Consider the following 21,221-nt stretch of genomic DNA (forward strand, 5'->3'; position numbering starts at 1 on the left):
ACTTTCTCTTAATTCCCCATTTTAAATTCAGAACTTGTAAGTTCGAATTTTCCTTTGAGACCAGAAGTTATATAGACTTTCTTTTCTTTGCTGACAAAGATCGCTTCAACCCCTTTGTGTTTTTCGATAAATGCAAGTCCCTCATCGATACCCTTTGAAAAGGCAGCTGAAGAAAGGCCATCTCCAGTAATTGATTTTTTACTAATGATTGTGACACCAGCAACATCATTATCAAATGGATAACCAGTTGTCGGGTCAAATAAATGGTGATATTTTTTGCCATCCACTTCTAGATAGCGTTCATAAATACCAGAAGTTACGATGGATTTATCGGTTTCTGGCAGTTTTCCTAGAATTGTATTTCGCGGGGAAAATGGATCTTGAATCCCAACATTCCAGTCTTTTCCTTTTGGACTTTCACCTTCAAGTAAAATGTTACCACCTAGATCAATGATGGCTGTTGTGACGCCGTTTTCTTTAAAAACTTTTTTCACTTCGTCGGCAATAAAGCCCTTGGCAATTCCGCCAAGGTCAAGTTCCATACCTTTTTTCTTCAAATAAACGGTTTTATTTTGATCATTTAATTCAACATTTTTATAGCCGATAAGAGGAAGACGTTCATCAATTTCACTTTGCGAAGGTTTACGCGCGTCTGGAAAACCAATATGCCAAAGTGAAGTGATGGGACCGATTGTGATATCTTTGGAACCACCAGTTTGTGCGCTGAATTTGAGACCTTCTTTAATAAGGTAATAAATGTCGTCGTCCACTTTGACAGCTTTTACACCGCTTGCAGCATTGATTTTATCTACTTCGGACGTACGGGTCTTTTCGTCATTAACATCGATTTTATCTGCCAAATCTTTTACACGATCAAAGCCTTTATCAAGCACCTTTTCTTTGCCTTTATCATAGATGGAAAGAGTGACAACTGTCCCCATTAAGAATTCTGTTTTTTTGTAAGGGGTTTCTAGGATAGTTGTTTTTTCTGCTTGCTTTTTATCTGTCGTTTCACTTTTTCCACAACCTGCAAGCGCAACGATGAGAGCAAGAAAAAGAAGCGCAATCCATTTTCTTTTTTTCATTCTGTCACCTCGAATTTAATTTATTCCGTTACTAAATGTATCCTTTTACTGCAGGGAAGTCAACAGGATTTGTTAACTTCTTTGCAAAATTGGTGATTTAAACAAAAAATAGAAAGAAAAAGAGAGTAGTGAAGCAGAAAGGGAAAAGCCGGCAAATACATCACTTGGATAATGGACGCCAAGATATACACGCGAGAACATGATCAGACTAATTAAAAGAAAGGCTAAGATACTAATAATCCATTTTTGCCGTGCTTTTTTTAAGAAAAATAAAATAAGAATGAGAGCTGTGAGTCCATAAAAAGCAGTTGATCCAGCTGCATGACCACTTGGAAAGCTGTAACCAGAAATGGAAATTAATTTATCAAGCGGACGAGGACGTAGTTCAATATGTTTCACAATTTGTGGCAATACAAGTTCACCGAGTAGAAGGGTGAAACCGGCCCAAAGTGAAAAAAGCAATCCTTTCGTTTTCCATAAAAAAAGAAAAAGGAGAACTGAAAAAAGGGTGAGAATCATTGTTCCGCCAAGATCAGTAAAAACTTTAAAAAATTTGATAAAAGGTTCTTTTAAGTCGGAACGAATCAGGTGATTCAAGCTTTGATCAAGCTGTGTGAGCCATTCTGCTTTGGTGGAAACACTTCTCCAGAAAAAGAGAAAGATAAGTGCAAAAAACGTTCCGCTAACTAGCAAAATCGAATGAGCAGGTTGTTTTTTGGAATTCAGCATAGAAACACTCCTTTTAATAAGTAGAAAGTTCAAATTGCGAATCAGCAAGATAAGATTGAATCACTGGATCAGTTAAGACTTTTAATTCAAGTTCACGTGCTTCATTATAGGAACTTAATTTACGAAGCTCGGCATCGCAAAAGCCTGGATGACAAAATAACTCGGTTCCTGTGTAACTACTTTGATGATCAAGGTGCTTGATGAAAGAATCAGGTGAAATCGCTTCAGGCTCTGGGAAAGCGTTTTGAACGTTTGGGATTCTTGGATCGGCGCCGCGAAGAGGAATATCCCATTTTTTAGCAAGAGCTTTCGCAAGTTCAAAAAAGCGCGGGTCGAAGTGGACATCATGATGACTGTCGAGGTGCGTCGGTTTTTTACCCATTTGCTTTTCAAAATGCTCTATTTGTGTCTGCCATTCTTGCAAGACTTCTGTTTCAGAAATCACTGCTTGCCGAAGCGTAAGTTGATCTAAAAAAGCACCGTTTGATTGTATCAGTGTTTTAGGACTGGTGAGCGGGTAACCCGCTGTTAATGTTAGATGAACTCCGATACCAAGAGCTGGGTAGTTTTTTGCTTCGCTTATTGCATACGCTGTTGCGTTCGCATTCATTAAAAGTGTTGTCGAGGTTAAAACACCTTCACTATGACTGAGAAAAATTCCATCTGTATTTGCTTTTGTATAACCGAGGTCATCTGCATTAATTACGAGCTTCATTTTTTTAGTTCCTTTCAGTTGATTGTTTTTTAAATTATAGCATTAAAAATAAGAAAAAGGATGAAAGAGAAGTCTCTTTCATCCTTTTGATGAGCCATGATGGGCTCGAACCATCGACCCTCTGATTAAAAGTCAGATGCTCTACCAACTGAGCTAATGGCTCATTAATGGCTGGGCTAGCTGGATTCGAACCAGCGCATGACGGAATCAAAATCCGTTGCCTTACCGCTTGGCTATAGCCCATTAACTGGTGGAGGAGAGTGGATTCGAACCACTGAACCCGAAGGAGCGGATTTACAGTCCGCCGCGTTTAGCCACTTCGCTACTCCTCCAATAAAGTGCCGACTGCAGGAATTGAACCCGCAACCTACTGATTACGATTCAGTTGCTCTACCAGATTGAGCTAAGTCGGCATGTTATACCAAGTGAATCGTCACTTTATTATAGTATAACATTTTTTAAAATAATGCCAGTTTTTTGAGGAAACTGGGCTTTGATGACCCGTACGGGATTCGAACCCGTGTTACCGCCGTGAAAGGGCGGTGTCTTAACCACTTGACCAACGGGCCAAACTTTGAAAAGAATTTTCACAGCCAAAAACTATTATATAAACTGTCACGACATTTGTAAATAGTTAAAATAAAGTTTTTTTTTTCTGAAAATAAGACTTTGCCAAAATACGGATAAAGAATATCATTAATTGGTCAAAAAATCTACCGTAACGCTGCTAACATCAAGCTGTATTTGATTTGTAATAAAAAGTTGCACATATTGATTGCGCCCTGTGCTATAATGTGTGGTATTGTATAGCTTGTTGTACGAAATTCAAAAAAAGGTAGGGAATGAAATTGGCATCGCCTTTAAAAAGACTACTCATTGGGCGCCCGCTTAAAAGCTCAGAAGCGGGAGAACAAAAATTAGGGAAATTGAAAGCTTTAGCTGTGCTTTCATCAGATGCGTTATCATCTATTGCATATGGAACAGAACAAATTCTGCTCGTTTTAGTTGCTGTGAGTGCAGCGGCTATGTGGTATTCGATTCCAATCGCACTTTGCGTATTGGTTCTTTTATTTGCGCTCAATCTTTCTTATAAACAAATTATCCATTCGTATCCGCATGGCGGTGGCGCTTATGTAGTTTCACGAGAAAATCTTGGGAAAAATGCTGGACTTGTCGCAGGTGGTTCTCTTCTTGTCGATTATATGCTTACGGTTGCCGTAAGTATTTCATCAGGAACTGATGCCATTGTTTCCGCAGTTCCTTCACTTTTTCCTTTTGCAGTTCCGATTGCAGTTTTTCTCGTCATTGTTGTCACGATTATTAATTTGCGTGGTATTACGGAATCTGCTAGCATTTTAGCAATTCCTGTCTATCTCTTTGTCTTTTCAATTGTTGTGCTGATTTTAACGGGGATCATCAAAGTTCTTTTAGGAATGGATGCTACACACGAAACGGCTTCAATTGGCACACATGTACAAGGAGTGACACTCTTTCTACTATTAAGGGCCTTTGCATCTGGTTCGGCTTCGTTAACAGGGATTGAAGCCATTTCAAATGCAGTGCCGCTTTTTAAAAAGCCGCAAGCTAAAAATGCTGCTAAAACATTGACGATTATGGCGACGATTCTTGGGTTCTTCTTCCTCGGAATTACTGTGCTTGCTTTCGTTTACGGAACAGTACCTGAACTTAAAGTAACCGTTCTTTCACAAATTGCAGAAAATGTTTTTGGTAGAAATTTCATGTTTTACTTTATTCAAGCAACGACCGCATTGATTTTGGTGCTTGCTGCTAATACCGGTTTTTCTGCTTTTCCGCTCCTAGCATTTAACCTTGCGAAAGATAAATATATGCCACGCATGTATCTGGCAAGAGGGGACAGACTTGGTTACTCAAACGGCATTATTACTCTTGCAGTTGGCTCGATTTTACTGATCATTTTATTTAAAGGAAAAACAGAATTGCTCGTTCCACTGTACTCGGTTGGAGTGTTTATTCCATTTACGCTTTCACAAACGGGGATGATTATTAAATGGTGGAAAGAGCGTTCAGAAGGTTGGCATAAAAAGCTCGCCGCCAATTTGTTAGGGGCGATCATTTCTTTCACAGTGTTAATTGTTTTATTCCTTACGCGGATCGATTCGGTGTGGCCTGTCTTTATTTTCTTGCCGATTATGATTTTTGTTTTTCACCGGACGAGAAGCCACTATATAAAATTAAAACGACAACTTCGAGTGGATGAATCCATGGATATTGACGTTTCTGATTTCAAAGGAAATGTTGTGATCGTTGCGGTTTCTGATACGACAAAAGTGGTGGAAGGAGCGCTTAAATATGCGAAATCTATTGGCGACACAGTTATTGCGGTTCATGTCTCGATTGACCGGATGCAGGGAAAAGAATTCGTCGAGAGGTGGAACCGAATTCACCCTGAGGTTCGTGTTGCCCATCTTTATTCGACCTATCGCTCGATTTCTGAACCGCTGATGAAGTTCATTGATACGGCTAAACAAAAAGCAGATCATGATAACTATTCATTAACTGTGCTTATTCCTCAATTCATTCCTAAGAAGGGTTGGCAAAACTTATTGCATAACCAAACCAGTTTAATGATTCGGACAAGGCTTATGATGCAGCGTGATGTTATTGTTGCCACCTATCCGTACCATCTAAAGGAATAATTACGAATTAAAAGTAGGGGAACTTCACTTCTATTTCGTATTCGGAATGAAGTAAGCTTAACAAAACGGAACAAACCTGTAAAAAGTGAACTATTTGTTTTTCTTCACGAACTTTCTTTTAAAAAGCGTATTTTCCCATTAGGAAAATACGCTTTTTTATGTCTTCTTTGACCTAAAAAATCAATTTTAATAATTCATCGAAATTTTTTCTTTTTAGCTTGAATCATGATAGAATGAACGTGTTACTAATAAATAGAGAATAGGTGGATGAATGATGCAGAAAGTAGGGGTAGTTGGAATCCCTTGGGTTTTTTCAGATGAGCGACAAGGAACGGCATTAGCTCCTTTTGCGATTCGTTATACGGGGATTTTGGAACAATTGAGCAACATGGAAATAGAACTGTGTGATTTTGAAAACTTGGATTTTTGTACGGAAGAGATGCTTTTTTTAAGATCTAATTTGAAAGCGATTACAAATAAAATGTTAAGTCATACGGAGTTACTTGAAGTAATGCTTCGACAAGTAGACACTTCTCTTGTTCTTGCTGGAGATGAGTGGGTTGCACAGTTGCTTTTTCTCGCCGCTCAAAAACAAAATGATGAGAGTATTTATGTCATTCTTGACGCACCGGTGCAAACAGATTTTTTTGCTTCATACCTTGGCGTTTTAAAAAAGCTTTTGGAGGAACCTAATTCTGAATTAGGAAATTTGAGGTTAAAACCTTCACAGTTTTGTATTTTGAGTGCCAAAAGAGAACTTGAGACTGAAAAAGCTTTCTTTGAGAAAGTTGGCGTAAAATATTTTGGGCTAGCGGATATTGAAAATTTGGGCTTTGAAGAAGTCATTTTGAGATTGCTTGCTTGGACTCGCAAAAAAGATACGCCTATTCATTTACTGCTGAGTGCAAGCGCGATAGATCCAGTGTTTGTTCCTGGTGTAAACCGGATATCTGTTGGCGGACTCGCGTATAGAGAAGTTGCACATTTTATGGAAGTTATGGCGGAGAGAGGCTCGTTTTCGTCGATTATGGTTGCGGGCTTAAATCCACTTCGAGATGAGGGGAATAAATCGGCTAAATTTATGGCTAGAATGTTTGAAATTTATTTTAAAACTCGATCTCTAGTAGATGAAAAAAAGCTAAAGGTTTGACTTGAAAATTCATGAGAAAGACAAGGAGAAATATTTGTGAAAAATCACCTTTCATTCGTTAAACTTGACAATTTTGTGAACTTTGAAAAACGTCTTGAAATTGGGCTTATCTGAGCGTATACTTGTAATTAGAAACAAGTGTGTAAAGGATTTTGAAGTTTTTTGGAAGGTGAGGAGTGCGCAAGATGTCAAATCTGGATATTCGATACTATGTTATACCCATGATTGTTATTTTCATACTTGGCATTGCTGGAACCGGTGGTATAGCTTTTCCACTACTTAATTTTCTTATGATAACACTTGTTGCTTGTGTTTCTGGTGGGCTAATTGGTGCCTTGCACCAGTTGTTTGGGTTCGTGATGCATTTTAATACGGAATATAAGAAAAAAAGAACGCCTAAAAAAGATTTGAAAACGCAATATCATGAAATTTAGAAGCTAAAACATCCTCAAAATTTTTTGTGGATGTTTTTTTATTCTTTAAGGAAAAGCTCGGAATAGTTTTATTCAAGAAAAGCAAAATCTTCTTCATTTCTCATGTGATATTAATCGTTGTTAGAAAGCTTTTATGATACAATAAGAAAAGTGAATCTGTCCGAATGTTGTCGGATAGTTTGTAATTATGTAGGCAAGTTTGCCTAAAAGACGGAGGCGAAAAGATGAGCTTTTCAAACATTTCAATTTTGCACTATCTTGCAAACATCATAGATATCCTTGTTGTTTGGTTTGTAATCTATAAGCTGATCATGCTCATCCGCGGAACAAAAGCTGTTCAACTTTTAAAAGGAATTTTCATTATTATTGCGGTAAAAATCATCAGTAGCTTCCTTGGCCTTCAAACTGTAGAATGGATCACGGATCAAGCGCTAACTTGGGGATTTCTTGCGGTTATCATTATTTTCCAACCCGAGTTGAGACGAGCTCTTGAAACGCTCGGACGGGGAAATATCTTTATGCGGATTGGCTCGCGTATTGAAAAGGAACAGCATCAAATTGTGGATGCGATCATTGATTCAACCAAATATATGTCAAAAAGACGAATTGGTGCGCTGATTTCAATCGCGAAAGATACGGGAATGGAAGATTATATTGAAACGGGAATCCCACTACATGCTCGGATTTCTTCTCAACTTTTAATTAATATTTTCATTCCAAATACGCCGCTCCATGATGGCGCGGTTATTATTAAAGGCAATGAAATTGCTTCAGCAGCTAGTTATTTGCCACTTTCAGATAGTCCTTATTTGTCTAAGGAACTCGGAACAAGACACCGCGCTGCACTTGGAATTAGTGAAGTGACAGATAGTTTAACGGTTGTTGTTTCAGAAGAAACGGGTGGGATTTCTGTAACGAAAAGCGGCGAGCTATTTCGCGATGTTTCAGAGGAACGCTTAAGAGAGATTCTTGAAAAAGAACTCGTAAAATTACCAGAGAAAAAGACGACCTTCTTTTCTAAATGGCTAGGAGGCGGTAAAAAATGATGGATCGAATTTTAAATAATAAATGGTCGATTCGCATTCTTGCTCTTGTGTTAGCTGCCATTTTGTTTACTTCTGTGAATACAGATAATAAAAATAGCGGTGGAACTTTCCAAACAACGACACAAAATGATACGGAGGTTGTTCAAAACGTCCCGGTAGAGGTCTACTATGATAAGAAAAACCTTTATGTTTCGGGGCTTCCTGAAACGGTATCCGTTACGATTAGTGGTCCAAGAAGCATTGTTCAAAATACAAAGGCTCAACAGGACTTCAAAGTATATGCAGATTTGCGGAATGCTTCGATTGGAGAACAAAATACGAAGCTTAAAATCAAAAACCTTTCGAATCGCTTAAAAGCCACTATTAGTCCGCAAACTGTAAAAGTGAACGTTCAGGAAAAAGTAACGAAGAAATTTTCAGTAGATGCTGAACTAAGTAGTAGTGCGATTGCGAGTGGTTATAAAGCTGGAAATATTAAAATCAGTCCTGGAAAAGTTTCTGTGACAGGTGCAAAAGATACGATTGAAGAGATTGCCTATGTCAAAGCCAATGTAGATGATAACAAGAAGCATAAGGACGATTTTGAAGCCGAAGCGACGGTCTCTGCATTTGATAGGAACTTGAATAAATTAGATGTCGAGATCAGCCCGCAAAAAGTAAACGTAAAGGTTCCGGTGAATAAGGTGGGGAAGTCCGTTCCGCTTAAATTAAAAGCGGAAGGCAACTTGCCAGATAATATTTCTATCCAAAGCATGACGACAGATCAAGATGAGGTTGTAGTCGTTGGTGATGACGATGTACTAAAAGGTATTGATCAAATCACGGTGAACGTCCCTGTGTCAAGTTTAACTGCGGACACGGTAAAAGAGGTTAAGATCCCAGTTCCTAGTGGGGCAAAAGCTGTACAACCTTCATCAATTGAAGTGCGGATCAAAACAGCAAAAAAGTCTAGTGGGGATGAAAATTCCTCAAATGAAAGTGGAAATGGAAATGAGGATGCAGAAGAAAATCATTCAACCGGTAACACGAACGAGCAGAACGATTCAGGTCAAGAAAATAATGAAGAAGATACCGAGTCTTCAAAGACTTTATCTGGACACACTATTTCAACGCAATCTCTGCCAGCCAATTTAACAGCAACTTTAATTTCACCAGCAAATGGCAAAGTGAATTTGACGCTACATGGGAAAAGTAGTTTACTGAACGGTCTTAATTCTTCAAATGTAAGCATTACAACCAACTTAGCCAATGCAACAGTTGGACGCTATAGCACAATGATTGAAGTCGGAGGGATCCCAAGAGGAGTCACCTATTCACTTTCTACAAGCACAGCGGTTTTCACAGTTGAAGAAAAAAATGAAGAATAAAATGTTATAAATCAGTCAGGCAAACGCTTTTGAAGCTGGATTTTAGACTTTAGATGAATTTTTCTTATAAAAAAGGTATAATGTAACCTGCAGTGAATTTTTGTTAGTTAAGAGAAAAATAAATTCTGCTTGATTCAGTAGTGGAAAATTAAATTTTAATGTTTCTTTGAATAGAAGGAGAGAATTAATAATGGGTAAATATTTTGGAACAGATGGAGTTCGTGGAGTTGCTAATGAAGAGTTGTCACCTGAACTAGCTTTCCGATTAGGTCGTATGGGCGGCTACGTATTAACGCGTCATGTGGGAGAACATCCGCGAGTACTTGTTGCACGTGATACGCGAATTTCTGGGGAAATGCTTGAAGCAGCTCTTATCTCTGGGCTTGTTTCTGTTGGGATTGAAGTGATGCGACTTGGTGTTATTTCAACACCTGGCGTGGCTTATTTAACAACAGCACAAGGCGCTTCAGCAAGTGTAATGATTTCTGCTTCACATAATCCTGTACAAGACAATGGAATCAAGTTTTTCGGTTCTGATGGCTTCAAGCTTTCAGACGATCAAGAGCTTGAAATTGAAGCTTTGCTTGACGAGACGACTGATAATTTGCCTCGGCCGAGTGCTGAGGGACTCGGAACTGTAAGCGATTATTTTGAAGGTAAACAAAAATACTTGCAGTTCTTAAAACAAACGGTTGATCAAAATTTTGAAGGCCTATTAGTGGCGCTTGATTGTGCAAATGGGGCTACGTCGAGCCTTGCAACACATTTGTTTGCAGATTTAGAGGCGGACACTGTGTCAATGGGCGCTTCGCCAGATGGTTTGAATATTAATGATGGTGTTGGATCGACACATCCTGAAGCACTTGCCGCATTCTTGAAAGAAAAAGAAGCGGATGTTGGACTTGCTTTTGATGGTGATGGCGATCGTGTCATTGCGGTTGATGAAAATGGAACCATTGTGGATGGAGATAAAATCATGTTCATTTGTGCTAAATATTTAAATGAACAAGGCTTGTTAAAACAAAACACTGTCGTTTCAACAGTGATGAGTAATCTTGGCTTTTATAAAGGCTTAGAAGAGCTTCACATTCATGATGTACAAACTGCTGTTGGAGATCGCTACGTTGTTGAAGCTATGCGGAGCGGGAATTATAATCTTGGTGGCGAGCAATCCGGACATATTGTTTTTCTTGATCACAATACAACAGGTGACGGGTTACTTTCTGGAATTCAGTTGATCAATGTGATGAAAGCGACCGGCAAAAAACTTTCTGAGCTGGCTAGTGAAATGCAGACGTACCCACAAAAACTCGTGAATATTCGCGTAACCGATAAACACGCTGTAACGGATAATCCGAAAGTTCATGCTGTTATTGAAGACGTTGAAACAGATATGGCTGGAAATGGTCGAGTACTTGTTCGTCCTTCTGGAACTGAGCCACTTGTACGGGTAATGGTGGAAGCGAAGACAGCTGAGGAAACTGAAGGTTACTGTAACCGAATCGCTGCTGTTGTACAAGAAGAAATGGGTTTAGATAACTAATTTTAAATGCATCCCGTTATCGCTTTTCGGTAGCGGGATTTTTTATTTAGAGAAAGGACTTGAAAAAATGACAGAACGAGCTCGAAAAATAAGCGCGAGTATAATTTTTATGCTTGGGTTTACACAATTTTATAGCTTTTTGAGTGCCGCTTATGGCTATTTTGCAAGTGAAGAAGGGTACGACTTTATCTGGAACTACTGGGTTATAGGCTTATTCATGCTTTTATTAGTTGGAGCGGGCTTTTTACTTTTAAAAAGTCATCCGACTCGAATCCCAGCGCTTATTGTCCTCCTTAGTTTTGTAGTTTTTCAAGGTTTATCAACGTATTTTTATCAAATTAAACCGCTAAGTGAATTAAAGCAAAAAATGCCCTTTAATTACACGAATCTAATCCTCACGGTTCTTGCATTCGCATTGTTTGTGGTTTTACTTTTTATTCGGATGAGCGATTCGACGAGTTCGGTTTTACAAAGTGAAGCGTGGAAGACAAAATGGCGAATTTCTGGGGCAATAACAGCATTACTAGCTGCGGGACTTGCTATTTGGGCGTTAATTATTATTGTGATGGAATATAGTAGTCCGGCGAAAAATAATCCATTTTTATTCAGTAACGATTTTGATGCAGTTTTTGCGGGGGTATGCATTATCTTGCTTATTCTGGCGGCAATTTGGACTTTTAGAAAAGGTTCTTACCTTTTGGCAGGGATTGTGTTAGGAATTGGGTTTATTTATTTGACGAATTATTTCTGGTTTGACGAGTGGATGCGCTATGCGGCTAAAAATGGTTTGAAATTTGGGAACGGAGAAAATCGCATTTTTGGCATCAATTTATTAATTGCTTTATTTGCAACTCTTTCTGGAGTCTTCCAATTAGTTGGTAAAAAAAGAACGTAATGCCAAGAGGCATTACGTTCTTTTTTGTATAGACCAATTTTGTTAGAATGACTAATTGTCATGCTTGACGGCATATACATTTTATTGTAAACTTAGAGAAGTTTCCTTGAATGATAAGAAAAAGGAGGATCGTTAAAAACTAAATAAAAGCGCCAGAACTGATTGCAGTCTATAAATGAGCGGGTGAAATTCCGGCTTATCTGAAATCAGTTGACGAGGAGGAGATTAATCGAGAATTCGGCGGGAGTCTCCCGGCTGTGCATGCAGTCGTTATGCTTTAGCTACAAACCAATCAGGTGACTGGTTGAACAGAGCGCTAAAGAACATGTGCATGACAACCTCCAAGGGAACGTGAAAAATAGGAGGCAGTAGAGAAATTGGATTTGTCTGCCTTAAATTAATTGGAGGCTTTTTATTATGTGTGGAATTGTTGGGTATATTGGAAGAAATAATGCAAAAGAGATTTTATTAAACGGACTTGAAAAATTAGAATATCGTGGTTATGATTCAGCGGGTATTGCGCTATTAGACCATGAACAAGTAACGGTGATTAAAGAAAAAGGACGCATTGTAGATTTGCGTAAGAAAGTGGGAAATGAGGCGTTTGGTGAAGTTGGGATTGGTCACACACGCTGGGCGACTCACGGTAAACCAAGTGAAGAAAATGCCCACCCGCATCAAAGCGCATCAGGACGGTTTGTTATTGTGCATAATGGCGTTATTGAAAACTATGCTTCACTAAAAGAAACATATCTAGAGGGTGCACTCTTTAAAAGTGATACAGATACAGAGGTTATCGTTCAACTCATTGAAAAATTTGCGCAAGAAGGATTGGAAACTAAAGAAGCAATTCGTAAGACTTTAGGGCTTCTTCACGGTTCTTATGCAATTTGTGTTATTGATAAAAACCTACCAGATACTCTTTTTGCAGCTAAGAATAAAAGTCCGCTTTTAATTGGCACTGGGACTAATTTTAATGTGATTGCAAGTGATGCAATGGCTGTATTAAAGGAAACAAGTGAATTTATTGAAATTGCTGATGAAGAACTTGTTATTTTGAAGCGCGATCAAATTGAAATTGAAACACTTGATGGGGAAGAAGTAGAACGTGCTCCATTTACTGCGACCATCGATGCTTCTGATATTGAAAAGGGCACTTATCCGCATTATATGTTAAAAGAAATCGATGAGCAGCCAGCTGTGATGCGCCGTATCATTCAAGCGTATCAAAATGATACTGGTGAAATTTCAGTCGATCAAGCCGTACTTGACGAACTTCTTGCCTCAGACCGTGTTTACATTATTGCTTGTGGAACAAGTAGCCACGCAGGTTATGTAGGAAAAGTGTTAATCGAACGTTTAGCAGGAATTCCTGTAGAAGTGCATATTTCAAGTGAGTTTGGTTATAATATGCCCCTTCTTTCAGAGAATCCGTTATTCCTATTCATTACGCAAAGCGGGGAAACAGCTGACAGCCGTCAAGTTCTTGTGAAAGTGAAAGAAATGGGGTACCGGACTTTGACGCTTACGAATGTACCGGGATCAACGCTTGACCGGGAAGCAGATCAAGCCATGTATCTTCATGCTGGTCCAGAAATTGCGGTAGCCTCAACGAAAGCTTATACAGCACAAGTAGCAGTGTTAAGCATTTTGGCTGTAGCGGCTGGGCGTGCTCGGGGAAATAAAGTTGCCATTCAATTTGATCTTGTATCGGAACTTGGGATCGCAGCGACGGCCATGGAAGCGATGGTTTCAAGCAAGGAACTTGTGGAACACATTGCAGGTGAATTTTTAGCAACAACACGCAATGCTTTCTTCATCGGTAGAAGTGTTGATTATTTCGTAGCTATGGAAGCGGCGCTTAAGTTGAAGGAAATTTCCTATATTCAAACGGAAGGCTTTGCAAGTGGGGAATTGAAGCATGGAACCATTGCTCTCATTGAAGATGAAACGCCTGTTTTTGCGATTATTACGCAAGAAAATATCAACTGGAACATCCGCGGAAATGTAAACGAGGTGTTAGCACGTGGAGCAAATGCTTGTATTTTCGCGATGGAAGGCTTAGAACAGCCGGGAGATCAGTTGGTGTTACCGCACGTTCATGAATTGTTAACACCGCTTGTTAGCGTCATTCCTTGTCAGTTGCTAGCTTACTACGCCGCTCTTCATCGGGATTGTGACGTGGATAAGCCACGTAATCTAGCGAAGAGTGTAACGGTTGAATAAAATCAAAAAAAGACAAGCTCGTAGAGTATCTACGAGCTTGTCTTTTTTTATGATTCAGTTAGTTCTTCAATTTCCGTGCTTAAAATTTCCCAGTCTTCCATTAGTGCCTCTGCTACTTGTTTTACGCTATCTAGTTCCTCTGTGATTTGTAGCGTTTTTTCATGATCGTTAAATACATCAGGTTGTGTTAGAAGCTGTTCAAGCTCCGCAATTTTGCTGTCGGCATCTTCCATCGCGGTTTCAACCCCTGCAAGTTTTCTAGTTTTTTGGCGGAACAATTTTTGGTTTTCTTTACTTTTTTGATAGGACTCTTTGCTACCAGAAACACTTTTTTCTTCAATTTGGCCAGTTTGAAGCTTTTCTTCAAATTCAAGTTGAGCAATTTCTTTTTCGTATGCTAGTTTTTCTAGGTAGTAGTCGTAATCGCCTAGATAAACTAGAGCTCCGTTTGGACTCAGTTCAACGACTTTAGAAGCAATCCGGTTAATGAAATAGCGATCATGTGAAACGAAAAGAATCGTTCCAGCGAAATCAATTAAAGCCGCTTCGAGTACTTCCTTACTCTCAATGTCAAGGTGATTAGTCGGTTCATCAAGAATAAGTACGTTAGCGCCAAGAAGGGTTAGTTTGGCAAGAGCAAGTCGGGCTTTTTCGCCACCACTCAGTGTAGAAACTAGTTTTAAAACATCGTCTTCAGAAAAAAGAAAATTGCCGAGTGTTGTTCGAATGACTTTTTCGTCAAGCTCGGGATAGTCGTCCCAAAGCTCCAGCAGTACGGTTTTGTTTGAAGAAAGTTTCGCCTGCTCTTGGTCATAATAACCGATTTTCACGCCTGCACCGAAGTGAAAGCTACCACTTAGTGGAGAAAGTTCTTGGATTAGCGTTTTGAGCAATGTCGATTTTCCGACTCCATTTGGTCCAACAAGTGCAAGACTATCTTGACGCTTCATTTCAAAGGTTAAGTTTTTCGAAACTGTTTTTTCTTTGTCATAGCCGATTGCAAGTTCTTCAACAAATAAAACATCGTTTCCAGAGGCACGCTCAAATTGAAAACCAAAGTGAGCCGCTTTTTCCGCTCCCTCAGGCCGGTCCAGACGTTCGATTTTTTCAAGCTTCTTTCGGCGGCTCTGCGCTCGTTTAGTGGTTGAAGCGCGAACCAAATTGCGGGCAACGAAATCCTCAAGTTTTCCAATTTCAGTTTGTTGCTTTTCAAATTCTTTCCATTCACGTTCTAGTTTTTCTTGTTTGAGAACCAAGTAGCGACTGTAGTTTCCCGTGTAGTGCTGCATTTTCGTACGGCTGATTTCATAAACTTGATTGACCACTTTGTCGAGAAAATAGCGATCGTGTGAAACAATCAAAAGCGCGCCCGCATAGTTTTGTAAATAATTTTCTAGCCAAGCGAGTGTTTCGATATCAAGATGATTGGTAGGTTCGTCAAGAATCAGCAAGTCTTCCTTTGATAAAAGTAGTTTGGCAAGCGCAAGTCGTGTTTTCTGCCCGCCACTTAGCGAGGAGACGAGTTTATCATAGTCTTCTTGATAAAACTTAAAGCCGTTCAAGATGGAACGAATTTCTGCTTCATACGTATAACCACCGCGTTCTTTGAAAAGATGCTGTAAGTTATCATAGGTTTCAAGCGCTTGTTTTGAAGACTCAGGGTCCTCATATAAACTAGTATCTGCAAGGCGTTTTTCCATCATACGGATCTCTTTTTCAAGCTCCAATAAATCATCAAAGACAGCAAGCATTTCATTCCAAATGGTTTTGCTTGATTCAAGTCCAGTGTTTTGTGCCAAGTAACCAATCCGCACATTTTTTGGATGTGAGATGGTTCCTGCATCATAGCCGATTTGTCCGGCAATAATTTTAAGAAGTGTCGATTTCCCAGCACCATTTCGGCCAACAAGCGCGATCCGGTCGTTTGTTTTCACTTCGAGTTTTATATTTTCTAAAATCACTTCTGCGCCAAAGTATTTTGCAATTTGTTGCGCTTGTAATAGAATCATTTTTCTCTCTCCCATCTCTATTAGTTTAGCTTAAAGCGGTTTATCATGCAATCACATAAAAAAATTATGTGAAATAGTTAGCTTTATTTGTGATTTTACAGTAAAATAAAATAGAACGGTCTGTTGAATTAAACAATTAAGTACTTTTTTTGGTTTTTTTGAGCAAAAAGATTGTGCATTGCTTGTGAAATGTTTATAGTAGTAAAGCAAGCATTGTGAAAGTAAGAACAGCTTCAAACTAAATTAACTGCAGATTTGTAGTCAAAAAAGTGAATTTTAAGGTAGAAAGGACGAATGAAGAATATGGATGAAACAACAAAAATCCCGCAGGCGACGGCGAAGCGTTTACCGCTTTATCATCGTTATTTGAAATATCTTTACGAATCAGGCAAGGAGCGCGTTTCTTCAGCGGAATTAAGCGAAGCTGTGAAAGTGGACTCTGCAACGATTCGTCGTGATTTCTCTTACTTCGGAGCGTTAGGGAAAAAAGGGTATGGCTATAATGTTTCTTACATACTTGATTTTTTTGGTAAAACATTAAGTCAAGATAAAGAAACTAATGTAGCCATCATTGGAGTCGGAAACCTTGGGATGGCTCTGCTTCATTATAACTTCATGAAAAACAACAATATCCGCGTTTGTGCAGCCTTTGACGTTGATCCTGCCAAAGTGGGTACGGTTCAACAAGAAATTCCAATTTATCATTTAAATGATATGGAAGAGATTTTGAAAGAAAATCAAGTGGAAGTAGTCATTTTAACGGTTCCAGCTGATGAAGCTCAGGAAACGGTAGATAAGCTCGTAGAAGCTGATGTGAAAGGAATTTTAAACTTTACCCCAGCGAGAATCAGCGTTCCTAAACAAGTTCGCGTACACCACATTGATTTGACGACGGAACTGCAAACGCTCATTTATTTCTTGGAAAATTATCCTTCCAAAAATTAAAGAAAGCTTTTGCGCCGGCATGAGAAAATCATGTCGGTTTTTTTCTGACTATTTTTGGGTAAAGAAAGGCGGAGAGCCTTGTTAAAATGATTGGGAGGTACAAAAGAATGAACTGGATTAAAAAATTGAACTGGACGCAGTGGGTAGCACTATTTATTTTTGCGTCAATGGCGGTGTCACTTGTTTTTACGGTATTTGAGATTTTCACCGCACCTGTTGAGCAACCCGTACACGGCCCAAAAGTAACTTTACAAAGTGACTATATTTTCTTATTGGTCGAAATTATTTTAGGGATTTTAATTTTGGCGCTTCCGTCAATTCTTGCAAGAAGTTTTAAGTTTGAAATTCCTGGACTCGTGTATTTATTGTTTATTATTTTCCTTTACGGTTCCATTTATTTAGGAACGATTCAAAAGTTTTATTCGATTGTTCCTTATTGGGACAAAATTTTGCATATTTTCAGTGGTGCGATGCTAGGAGCGATAGGTTTTTCTTTTGTAAGCTTGTTGAACTTCAATGAAAATGTTGTATTGAAAATGAAGCCAGGCTTTGTAGCTGTTTTTTCTTTTTGTTTCGCAGTCACACTTGGCGCATTTTGGGAAGTCTATGAATACACGTTTGATGGGTTACTTGGACTTAACATGCAACGCTTTGAATCATCAGGAGGCACGCCTTATGTTGGACGGGCAGCACTTGCTGATACGATGGGAGACATCATTGTAGATATTTTAGGAGCACTTGTTATTGCGATAATTGGTTATATCGCGCTTAAGAAGGGCTTACCGTGGATGAAGCAATTTACTTTTAAGCGGAAAAATTGGAAGAAAACCAAATGAAAATAAGCTCGGAATAAAACAAAAAAGAACAGAATCGTTAAATCTACCATTTCTACAAATGGCTTCATTGAACGATTTCTGTTCTTTTATTTTTGGCTAGTTAGTCTCGTTTTTTATTTCTCCTCTTGCTTTTCTTCATCTTTTTGTTTCGGGAAATTTTCCACATAGCTGTCTGAGTACTGCAACAACTTCCGACTAGCATCAAAGCGTTCTTTGATGGAGTCGTTTAGTGGCATTTTAGAGCCATCATAGTGGGTGGCTTTCCCAGTTTCAAAACTTTCATCTGGCGCGTACATATAATCATTAGCAAAATAGCTACCTTCAGGCATTGTATAACGCTCAGGAACAAAGTTTGTCTTAGAATTTAAAATGTCTTCCCCGAACATAATTTGATTATCCGTCTTGATACCAAGAAGATTTAGAACCGTTGGCATTACATCAATTTCCCCACCAATATTATTGATTTTCCCAGTTTTTTCAATCCCAGGAGCATGAAGGAAAAATGGAATACGATAATCATCAGCAGGTTGAGCTTTCAGTTCTGAGGAACGATTAATATATTTCTTTTGATTGTCAGGAAGTGCTGTCGTGTCGATAATATGGTGATCACCGTACATTACAACAACAGAATCATCCCAAATTCCTTTTGCCTTTAGTTCATCAATAAATTGACCAAGTTGTTTATCCGCATAATGTACGGCTTGGAAGTAATCTCCTAATTCCGTGCCTTCAAGATCAGCTGGAAGTGTCAATTCTTGTTTTTCTTCTGGAATTTTAAACGGCATGTGTGAACTTACAGAAATAAGCTGGGCATAAAAAGGCTCTTTATTTGTATAGTGCTCTTCAAGAACAGGCAGTGATTTTTTATACAAGACTTCATCACTTGCAGAAAATCCAATTTTGTCTTCGTCTCCAAAAAATGAACGATCATAAAATTTATCAAAACCAACTGCTGGATAGAAATTCTCACGGTTATAAAAGCTTGCATCGTTTGTATGGAACGTAGCAGATGTATAACCTTTCTTTCCAAGAACGCGTGGCAAGCCAGGAATGACTCGGTCTCCATAAGTTTGTGTGTTCGTGTAGTAGCCACTTGGGAATGTAGAAGTATAAACGGACCATTCCGCATCAGCTGTGTTTGATTTTGAAACGGTTTGGAAAAACGAATCAGAGTAAAGCGTTTCGTTTTGCAATTTGTCAAGCGTTGGCGTAATAGACTGCCCGTTTATTTTGACACTTGTCAAATTCCGCTGCAAGGATTCTAATTGAATGATAATCAAGTTTTTTCCTTTAGCTGTTCCAAAATATTTAGGATTTTTCTTCGGTGTTATTCCTTTTAGCTTTTGAACATTTTGAGCATTTAAATCAGCTGCACGAACATGGGCGGTTCCGGTAAAAGCAGTGGCGAGGTTAAAAGTAAACACGCCCATTTTTTCAGCACGTTTTGTATCACTGATAATGTTTTGATTCATCATGTCGTAAGTGAAAAGTCCGATCAGTAAAACCGAAATAGAAGCAAGAGCCCCAAACCAGTTACGCTTGATTCGAAAAGATTTAAAAGCAACGTGTTTTTTAAGTCGTAAGTAAAGAACGACAGGGAAAAGCAATAAATTAGCAAAGAACAACCAGTCATACCATTTAAGTAAACTTGAGGCACTATCTTTTACAACGCCAACCTCGCCAATTAGCGAGAAGCTGTGATAGGTTGGAATTTCATGATAGAAGCGGCTATATAAAACGAATACCAACATGAGTACGCCAACAATAAAGGTGAGCGAAGCGTAAACGTAAATATGATAACGTTCTTTGACGAATGCATGAACGAATAGAAGAATGAGAAAAACGAAAGCCAAATCTGCTATGAAGCTAAAAAAGCTTGGGTCTTGAAAAATTTGAAAATAAGCAAATGCAAATTGACCAACGATTAAAAGAAGATAAATGATTAGCAATGCTATAGCCTCTTTCTATTTTAAAATAATGGATTTGTACAAAGGCAACTTTTCCAATTATAGCTATTTTACAACAAACCCGATATAAGTACAAATATTCTCGTCAAATAAAAAATAATTTTATTTCTTTAATGCTATTGAACTTTAACGTGTAAAAATGTATGATAGAAAAAAGTTGTATTGAAGTAGAGGGAGTGTGAAAAAGTTTGTCTATCTTTAGAAAAAAACCGATTCATGATTTAATTCACAAAAATAAAAGTGGAAGTATCCAATTAAAACAAACCTTAAATGGAATGGATTTAATTTTGCTAGGTGTGGGGGCCATTGTTGGAACTGGGATTTTTATTTTACCTGGAACTGTTGCTGCACTTCATTCAGGACCTGCCATCGTCTTTTCATTTGTGATTGCGGCTGTTGTTTGTGCACTTGCAGCGATGTGCTATTCTGAATTTGCATCTGCTGTACCTGTTGCAGGAAGCGCGTATACCTATGGTTATGTGATTTTTGGTGAATTTATTGCGTGGCTACTTGGATGGGCGCTCTTGCTTGAGTACGGGCTAGCAGTGGCTTCTGTTGCAAGTGGTTGGTCTTCCTATTTAAATGCCTTTTTGAGAGGGTTTCATATCGAAATTCCAGCCGCATTTTCCAATTCTTTTGATCCTGCAAACGGGACATATATTAATATTCCAGCTATTTTAATCGTCTTTTTAGTGGCTTTCTTACTAACTCGAGGAATCAAAGAATCAACACGCGTTAATACAATGATCGTATTTCTTAAAATTGGAGTTATCCTGTTATTTCTTATTGTAGGTGTATTTTATGTAAAACCATCTAACTGGCAGCCTTTCATGCCGTTTGGTTTTTCTGGCGTTTTAAATGGCGCGGCTCTTGTCTTTTTCGCCTATCTTGGATTTGATGCTGTATCCAGTGCAGCTGAAGAAGTGAAAAATCCGAAAAGAAATATGCCAATAGGGATCATCGGTTCACTTCTTGTATGTACGATACTTTACATGGCAGTTTCTGTAGTCCTTACGGGGATTGCATCTTACAAGAATTTAAATGTTTCTGATCCTGTTGCGTTTGCGCTGCAGTTGATTGACCAAAACTGGGTTGCGGGGATTATTTCACTCGGTGCTGTTATTGGAATGCTGACCGTTATTCTCGTGATGCTTTATGGTGGAACACGTCTTGTATACGCACTGGGTCGTGATGGTTTGCTCCCGAAAATGATGGCAGAAGTGAATCCTAAGCATCATACGCCAGTGAAAAATACATGGATTTATTCAACGATTATCGCTTTTTTTGCGGGTGTGGTTCCTTTAAGCCGCTTAGCAGAGCTTGTTAATATGGGGACACTGTTTGCTTTCATGATGGTTTCATTTGGAATTTTATTCCTTAGAAAAAATAAAGAAGTGTCGCAAGATGGCTTTAAAACACCATTTTATCCTGTCTTGCCGATCGTTTCAACCTTACTTTGCTTGTTCCTAATAACACGACTCCAACCCCTCACATGGCTTGTATGTGGGATTTGGTTCGCAATTGGTTTACTGATTTATTTCTTATACGGAAAGCGGCACAGTCAGCTAAATAAATAACTAAGAGATGCAAAGATGT

Annotated in this window: 16 protein-coding genes and 5 tRNA genes; 11 read left to right on the plus strand and 10 right to left on the minus strand. The window is 38.8% G+C overall.

Translation table 11 applies throughout. From position 1 onward, the window contains the following. Window positions 1-8: 8 nt before the first annotated feature. The 8 genes from HB912_RS10160 to HB912_RS10195 all read right to left on the minus strand — a co-directional run bounded on the left by HB912_RS10160 (window position 9) and on the right by HB912_RS10195 (window position 3,098). Window positions 9-1,085, minus strand: coding sequence for an FAD:protein FMN transferase (locus HB912_RS10160; RefSeq protein ID WP_185374311.1), 1,077 nt, complete (start codon window positions 1,083-1,085; stop codon window positions 9-11). A gap of 72 nt (window positions 1,086-1,157) precedes the next feature. After that, window positions 1,158-1,814, minus strand: a complete 657-nt coding sequence (locus tag HB912_RS10165; protein ID WP_185374313.1) for a phosphatase PAP2 family protein — start codon at window positions 1,812-1,814, stop codon at window positions 1,158-1,160. Window positions 1,815-1,827: 13 nt separating this feature from the next. After that, a complete protein-coding gene (locus tag HB912_RS10170) occupies window positions 1,828-2,529 on the minus strand; it encodes a ChbG/HpnK family deacetylase (RefSeq protein ID WP_185374315.1) in 702 nt (233 codons plus the stop codon). A gap of 90 nt (window positions 2,530-2,619) precedes the next feature. Further along, window positions 2,620-2,692, minus strand: a tRNA-Lys gene (locus HB912_RS10175). A gap of 5 nt (window positions 2,693-2,697) precedes the next feature. After that, window positions 2,698-2,772 (minus strand) — tRNA-Gln (locus HB912_RS10180). A 5-nt stretch (window positions 2,773-2,777) separates the two neighbouring features. Then, window positions 2,778-2,861, minus strand: a tRNA-Tyr gene (locus tag HB912_RS10185). Between the two features lie 7 nt (window positions 2,862-2,868). Beyond that, a tRNA-Thr gene (locus HB912_RS10190) sits at window positions 2,869-2,942 on the minus strand. Window positions 2,943-3,026: 84 nt separating this feature from the next. Then, window positions 3,027-3,098, minus strand: a tRNA-Glu gene (locus HB912_RS10195). 279 nt (window positions 3,099-3,377) lie between these two features. On the opposite strand from HB912_RS10195, the gene HB912_RS10200 reads away from it, so the two are divergent. The 8 genes from HB912_RS10200 to glmS all read left to right on the plus strand — a co-directional run bounded on the left by HB912_RS10200 (window position 3,378) and on the right by glmS (window position 13,868). Beyond that, window positions 3,378-5,207 (plus strand): APC family permease, encoded by a 1,830-nt coding sequence (locus tag HB912_RS10200; protein WP_036071001.1) that lies wholly within the window; start codon window positions 3,378-3,380, stop codon window positions 5,205-5,207. Between the two features lie 274 nt (window positions 5,208-5,481). Further along, window positions 5,482-6,357: an arginase family protein gene (locus HB912_RS10205; RefSeq protein ID WP_185374317.1), complete on the plus strand. Its 876-nt coding sequence runs from the start codon at window positions 5,482-5,484 to the stop codon at window positions 6,355-6,357. 185 nt (window positions 6,358-6,542) lie between these two features. Next, window positions 6,543-6,791 (plus strand): hypothetical protein, encoded by a 249-nt coding sequence (locus HB912_RS10210; protein ID WP_185374319.1) that lies wholly within the window; start codon window positions 6,543-6,545, stop codon window positions 6,789-6,791. Window positions 6,792-7,015: 224 nt separating this feature from the next. Next, window positions 7,016-7,837: a diadenylate cyclase CdaA gene (gene cdaA / locus HB912_RS10215; RefSeq protein ID WP_185374321.1), complete on the plus strand. Its 822-nt coding sequence runs from the start codon at window positions 7,016-7,018 to the stop codon at window positions 7,835-7,837. Continuing rightward, window positions 7,834-9,204: a CdaR family protein gene (locus tag HB912_RS10220; RefSeq protein WP_185374323.1), complete on the plus strand. Its 1,371-nt coding sequence runs from the start codon at window positions 7,834-7,836 to the stop codon at window positions 9,202-9,204. The genes cdaA and HB912_RS10220 overlap by 4 nt, the downstream gene beginning before the upstream one ends. Window positions 9,205-9,394: 190 nt before the next feature. Next, window positions 9,395-10,747 (plus strand): phosphoglucosamine mutase, encoded by a 1,353-nt coding sequence (gene glmM, locus HB912_RS10225; RefSeq protein WP_185374325.1) that lies wholly within the window; start codon window positions 9,395-9,397, stop codon window positions 10,745-10,747. Between the two features lie 67 nt (window positions 10,748-10,814). Beyond that, window positions 10,815-11,642, plus strand: coding sequence for a hypothetical protein (locus tag HB912_RS10230; RefSeq protein WP_185374327.1), 828 nt, complete (start codon window positions 10,815-10,817; stop codon window positions 11,640-11,642). A 417-nt stretch (window positions 11,643-12,059) separates the two neighbouring features. Next, on the plus strand, window positions 12,060-13,868 hold the full coding sequence (glmS, locus tag HB912_RS10235) for a glutamine--fructose-6-phosphate transaminase (isomerizing) (RefSeq protein WP_185374329.1): 1,809 nt from the start codon (window positions 12,060-12,062) through the stop codon (window positions 13,866-13,868). A gap of 47 nt (window positions 13,869-13,915) precedes the next feature. On the opposite strand, the gene HB912_RS10240 is transcribed toward glmS, so the two are convergent. Beyond that, window positions 13,916-15,877, minus strand: coding sequence for an ABC-F family ATP-binding cassette domain-containing protein (locus HB912_RS10240; protein WP_185374330.1), 1,962 nt, complete (start codon window positions 15,875-15,877; stop codon window positions 13,916-13,918). A 303-nt stretch (window positions 15,878-16,180) separates the two neighbouring features. Between HB912_RS10240 and HB912_RS10245 the strand changes: the two genes are divergently transcribed. Together HB912_RS10245 and HB912_RS10250 are read left to right on the plus strand one after the other, a co-directional pair. Continuing rightward, window positions 16,181-16,822 (plus strand): redox-sensing transcriptional repressor Rex, encoded by a 642-nt coding sequence (locus HB912_RS10245; protein WP_036070572.1) that lies wholly within the window; start codon window positions 16,181-16,183, stop codon window positions 16,820-16,822. A gap of 116 nt (window positions 16,823-16,938) precedes the next feature. Then, window positions 16,939-17,658 (plus strand): DUF2238 domain-containing protein, encoded by a 720-nt coding sequence (locus tag HB912_RS10250; protein ID WP_185374498.1) that lies wholly within the window; start codon window positions 16,939-16,941, stop codon window positions 17,656-17,658. Between the two features lie 113 nt (window positions 17,659-17,771). On the opposite strand, the gene HB912_RS10255 is transcribed toward HB912_RS10250, so the two are convergent. Further along, a complete protein-coding gene (locus HB912_RS10255; protein WP_185374332.1) occupies window positions 17,772-19,607 on the minus strand; it encodes an LTA synthase family protein in 1,836 nt (611 codons plus the stop codon). A gap of 206 nt (window positions 19,608-19,813) precedes the next feature. On the opposite strand from HB912_RS10255, the gene bcaP reads away from it, so the two are divergent. Next, window positions 19,814-21,202: a branched-chain amino acid transporter BcaP gene (gene bcaP, locus HB912_RS10260; protein WP_244964475.1), complete on the plus strand. Its 1,389-nt coding sequence runs from the start codon at window positions 19,814-19,816 to the stop codon at window positions 21,200-21,202. Window positions 21,203-21,221 lie beyond the last annotated feature (19 nt).

This window comes from Listeria aquatica (assembly GCF_014223975.1).
In the GTDB taxonomy this organism is placed as follows: domain Bacteria; phylum Bacillota; class Bacilli; order Lactobacillales; family Listeriaceae; genus Listeria; species Listeria aquatica.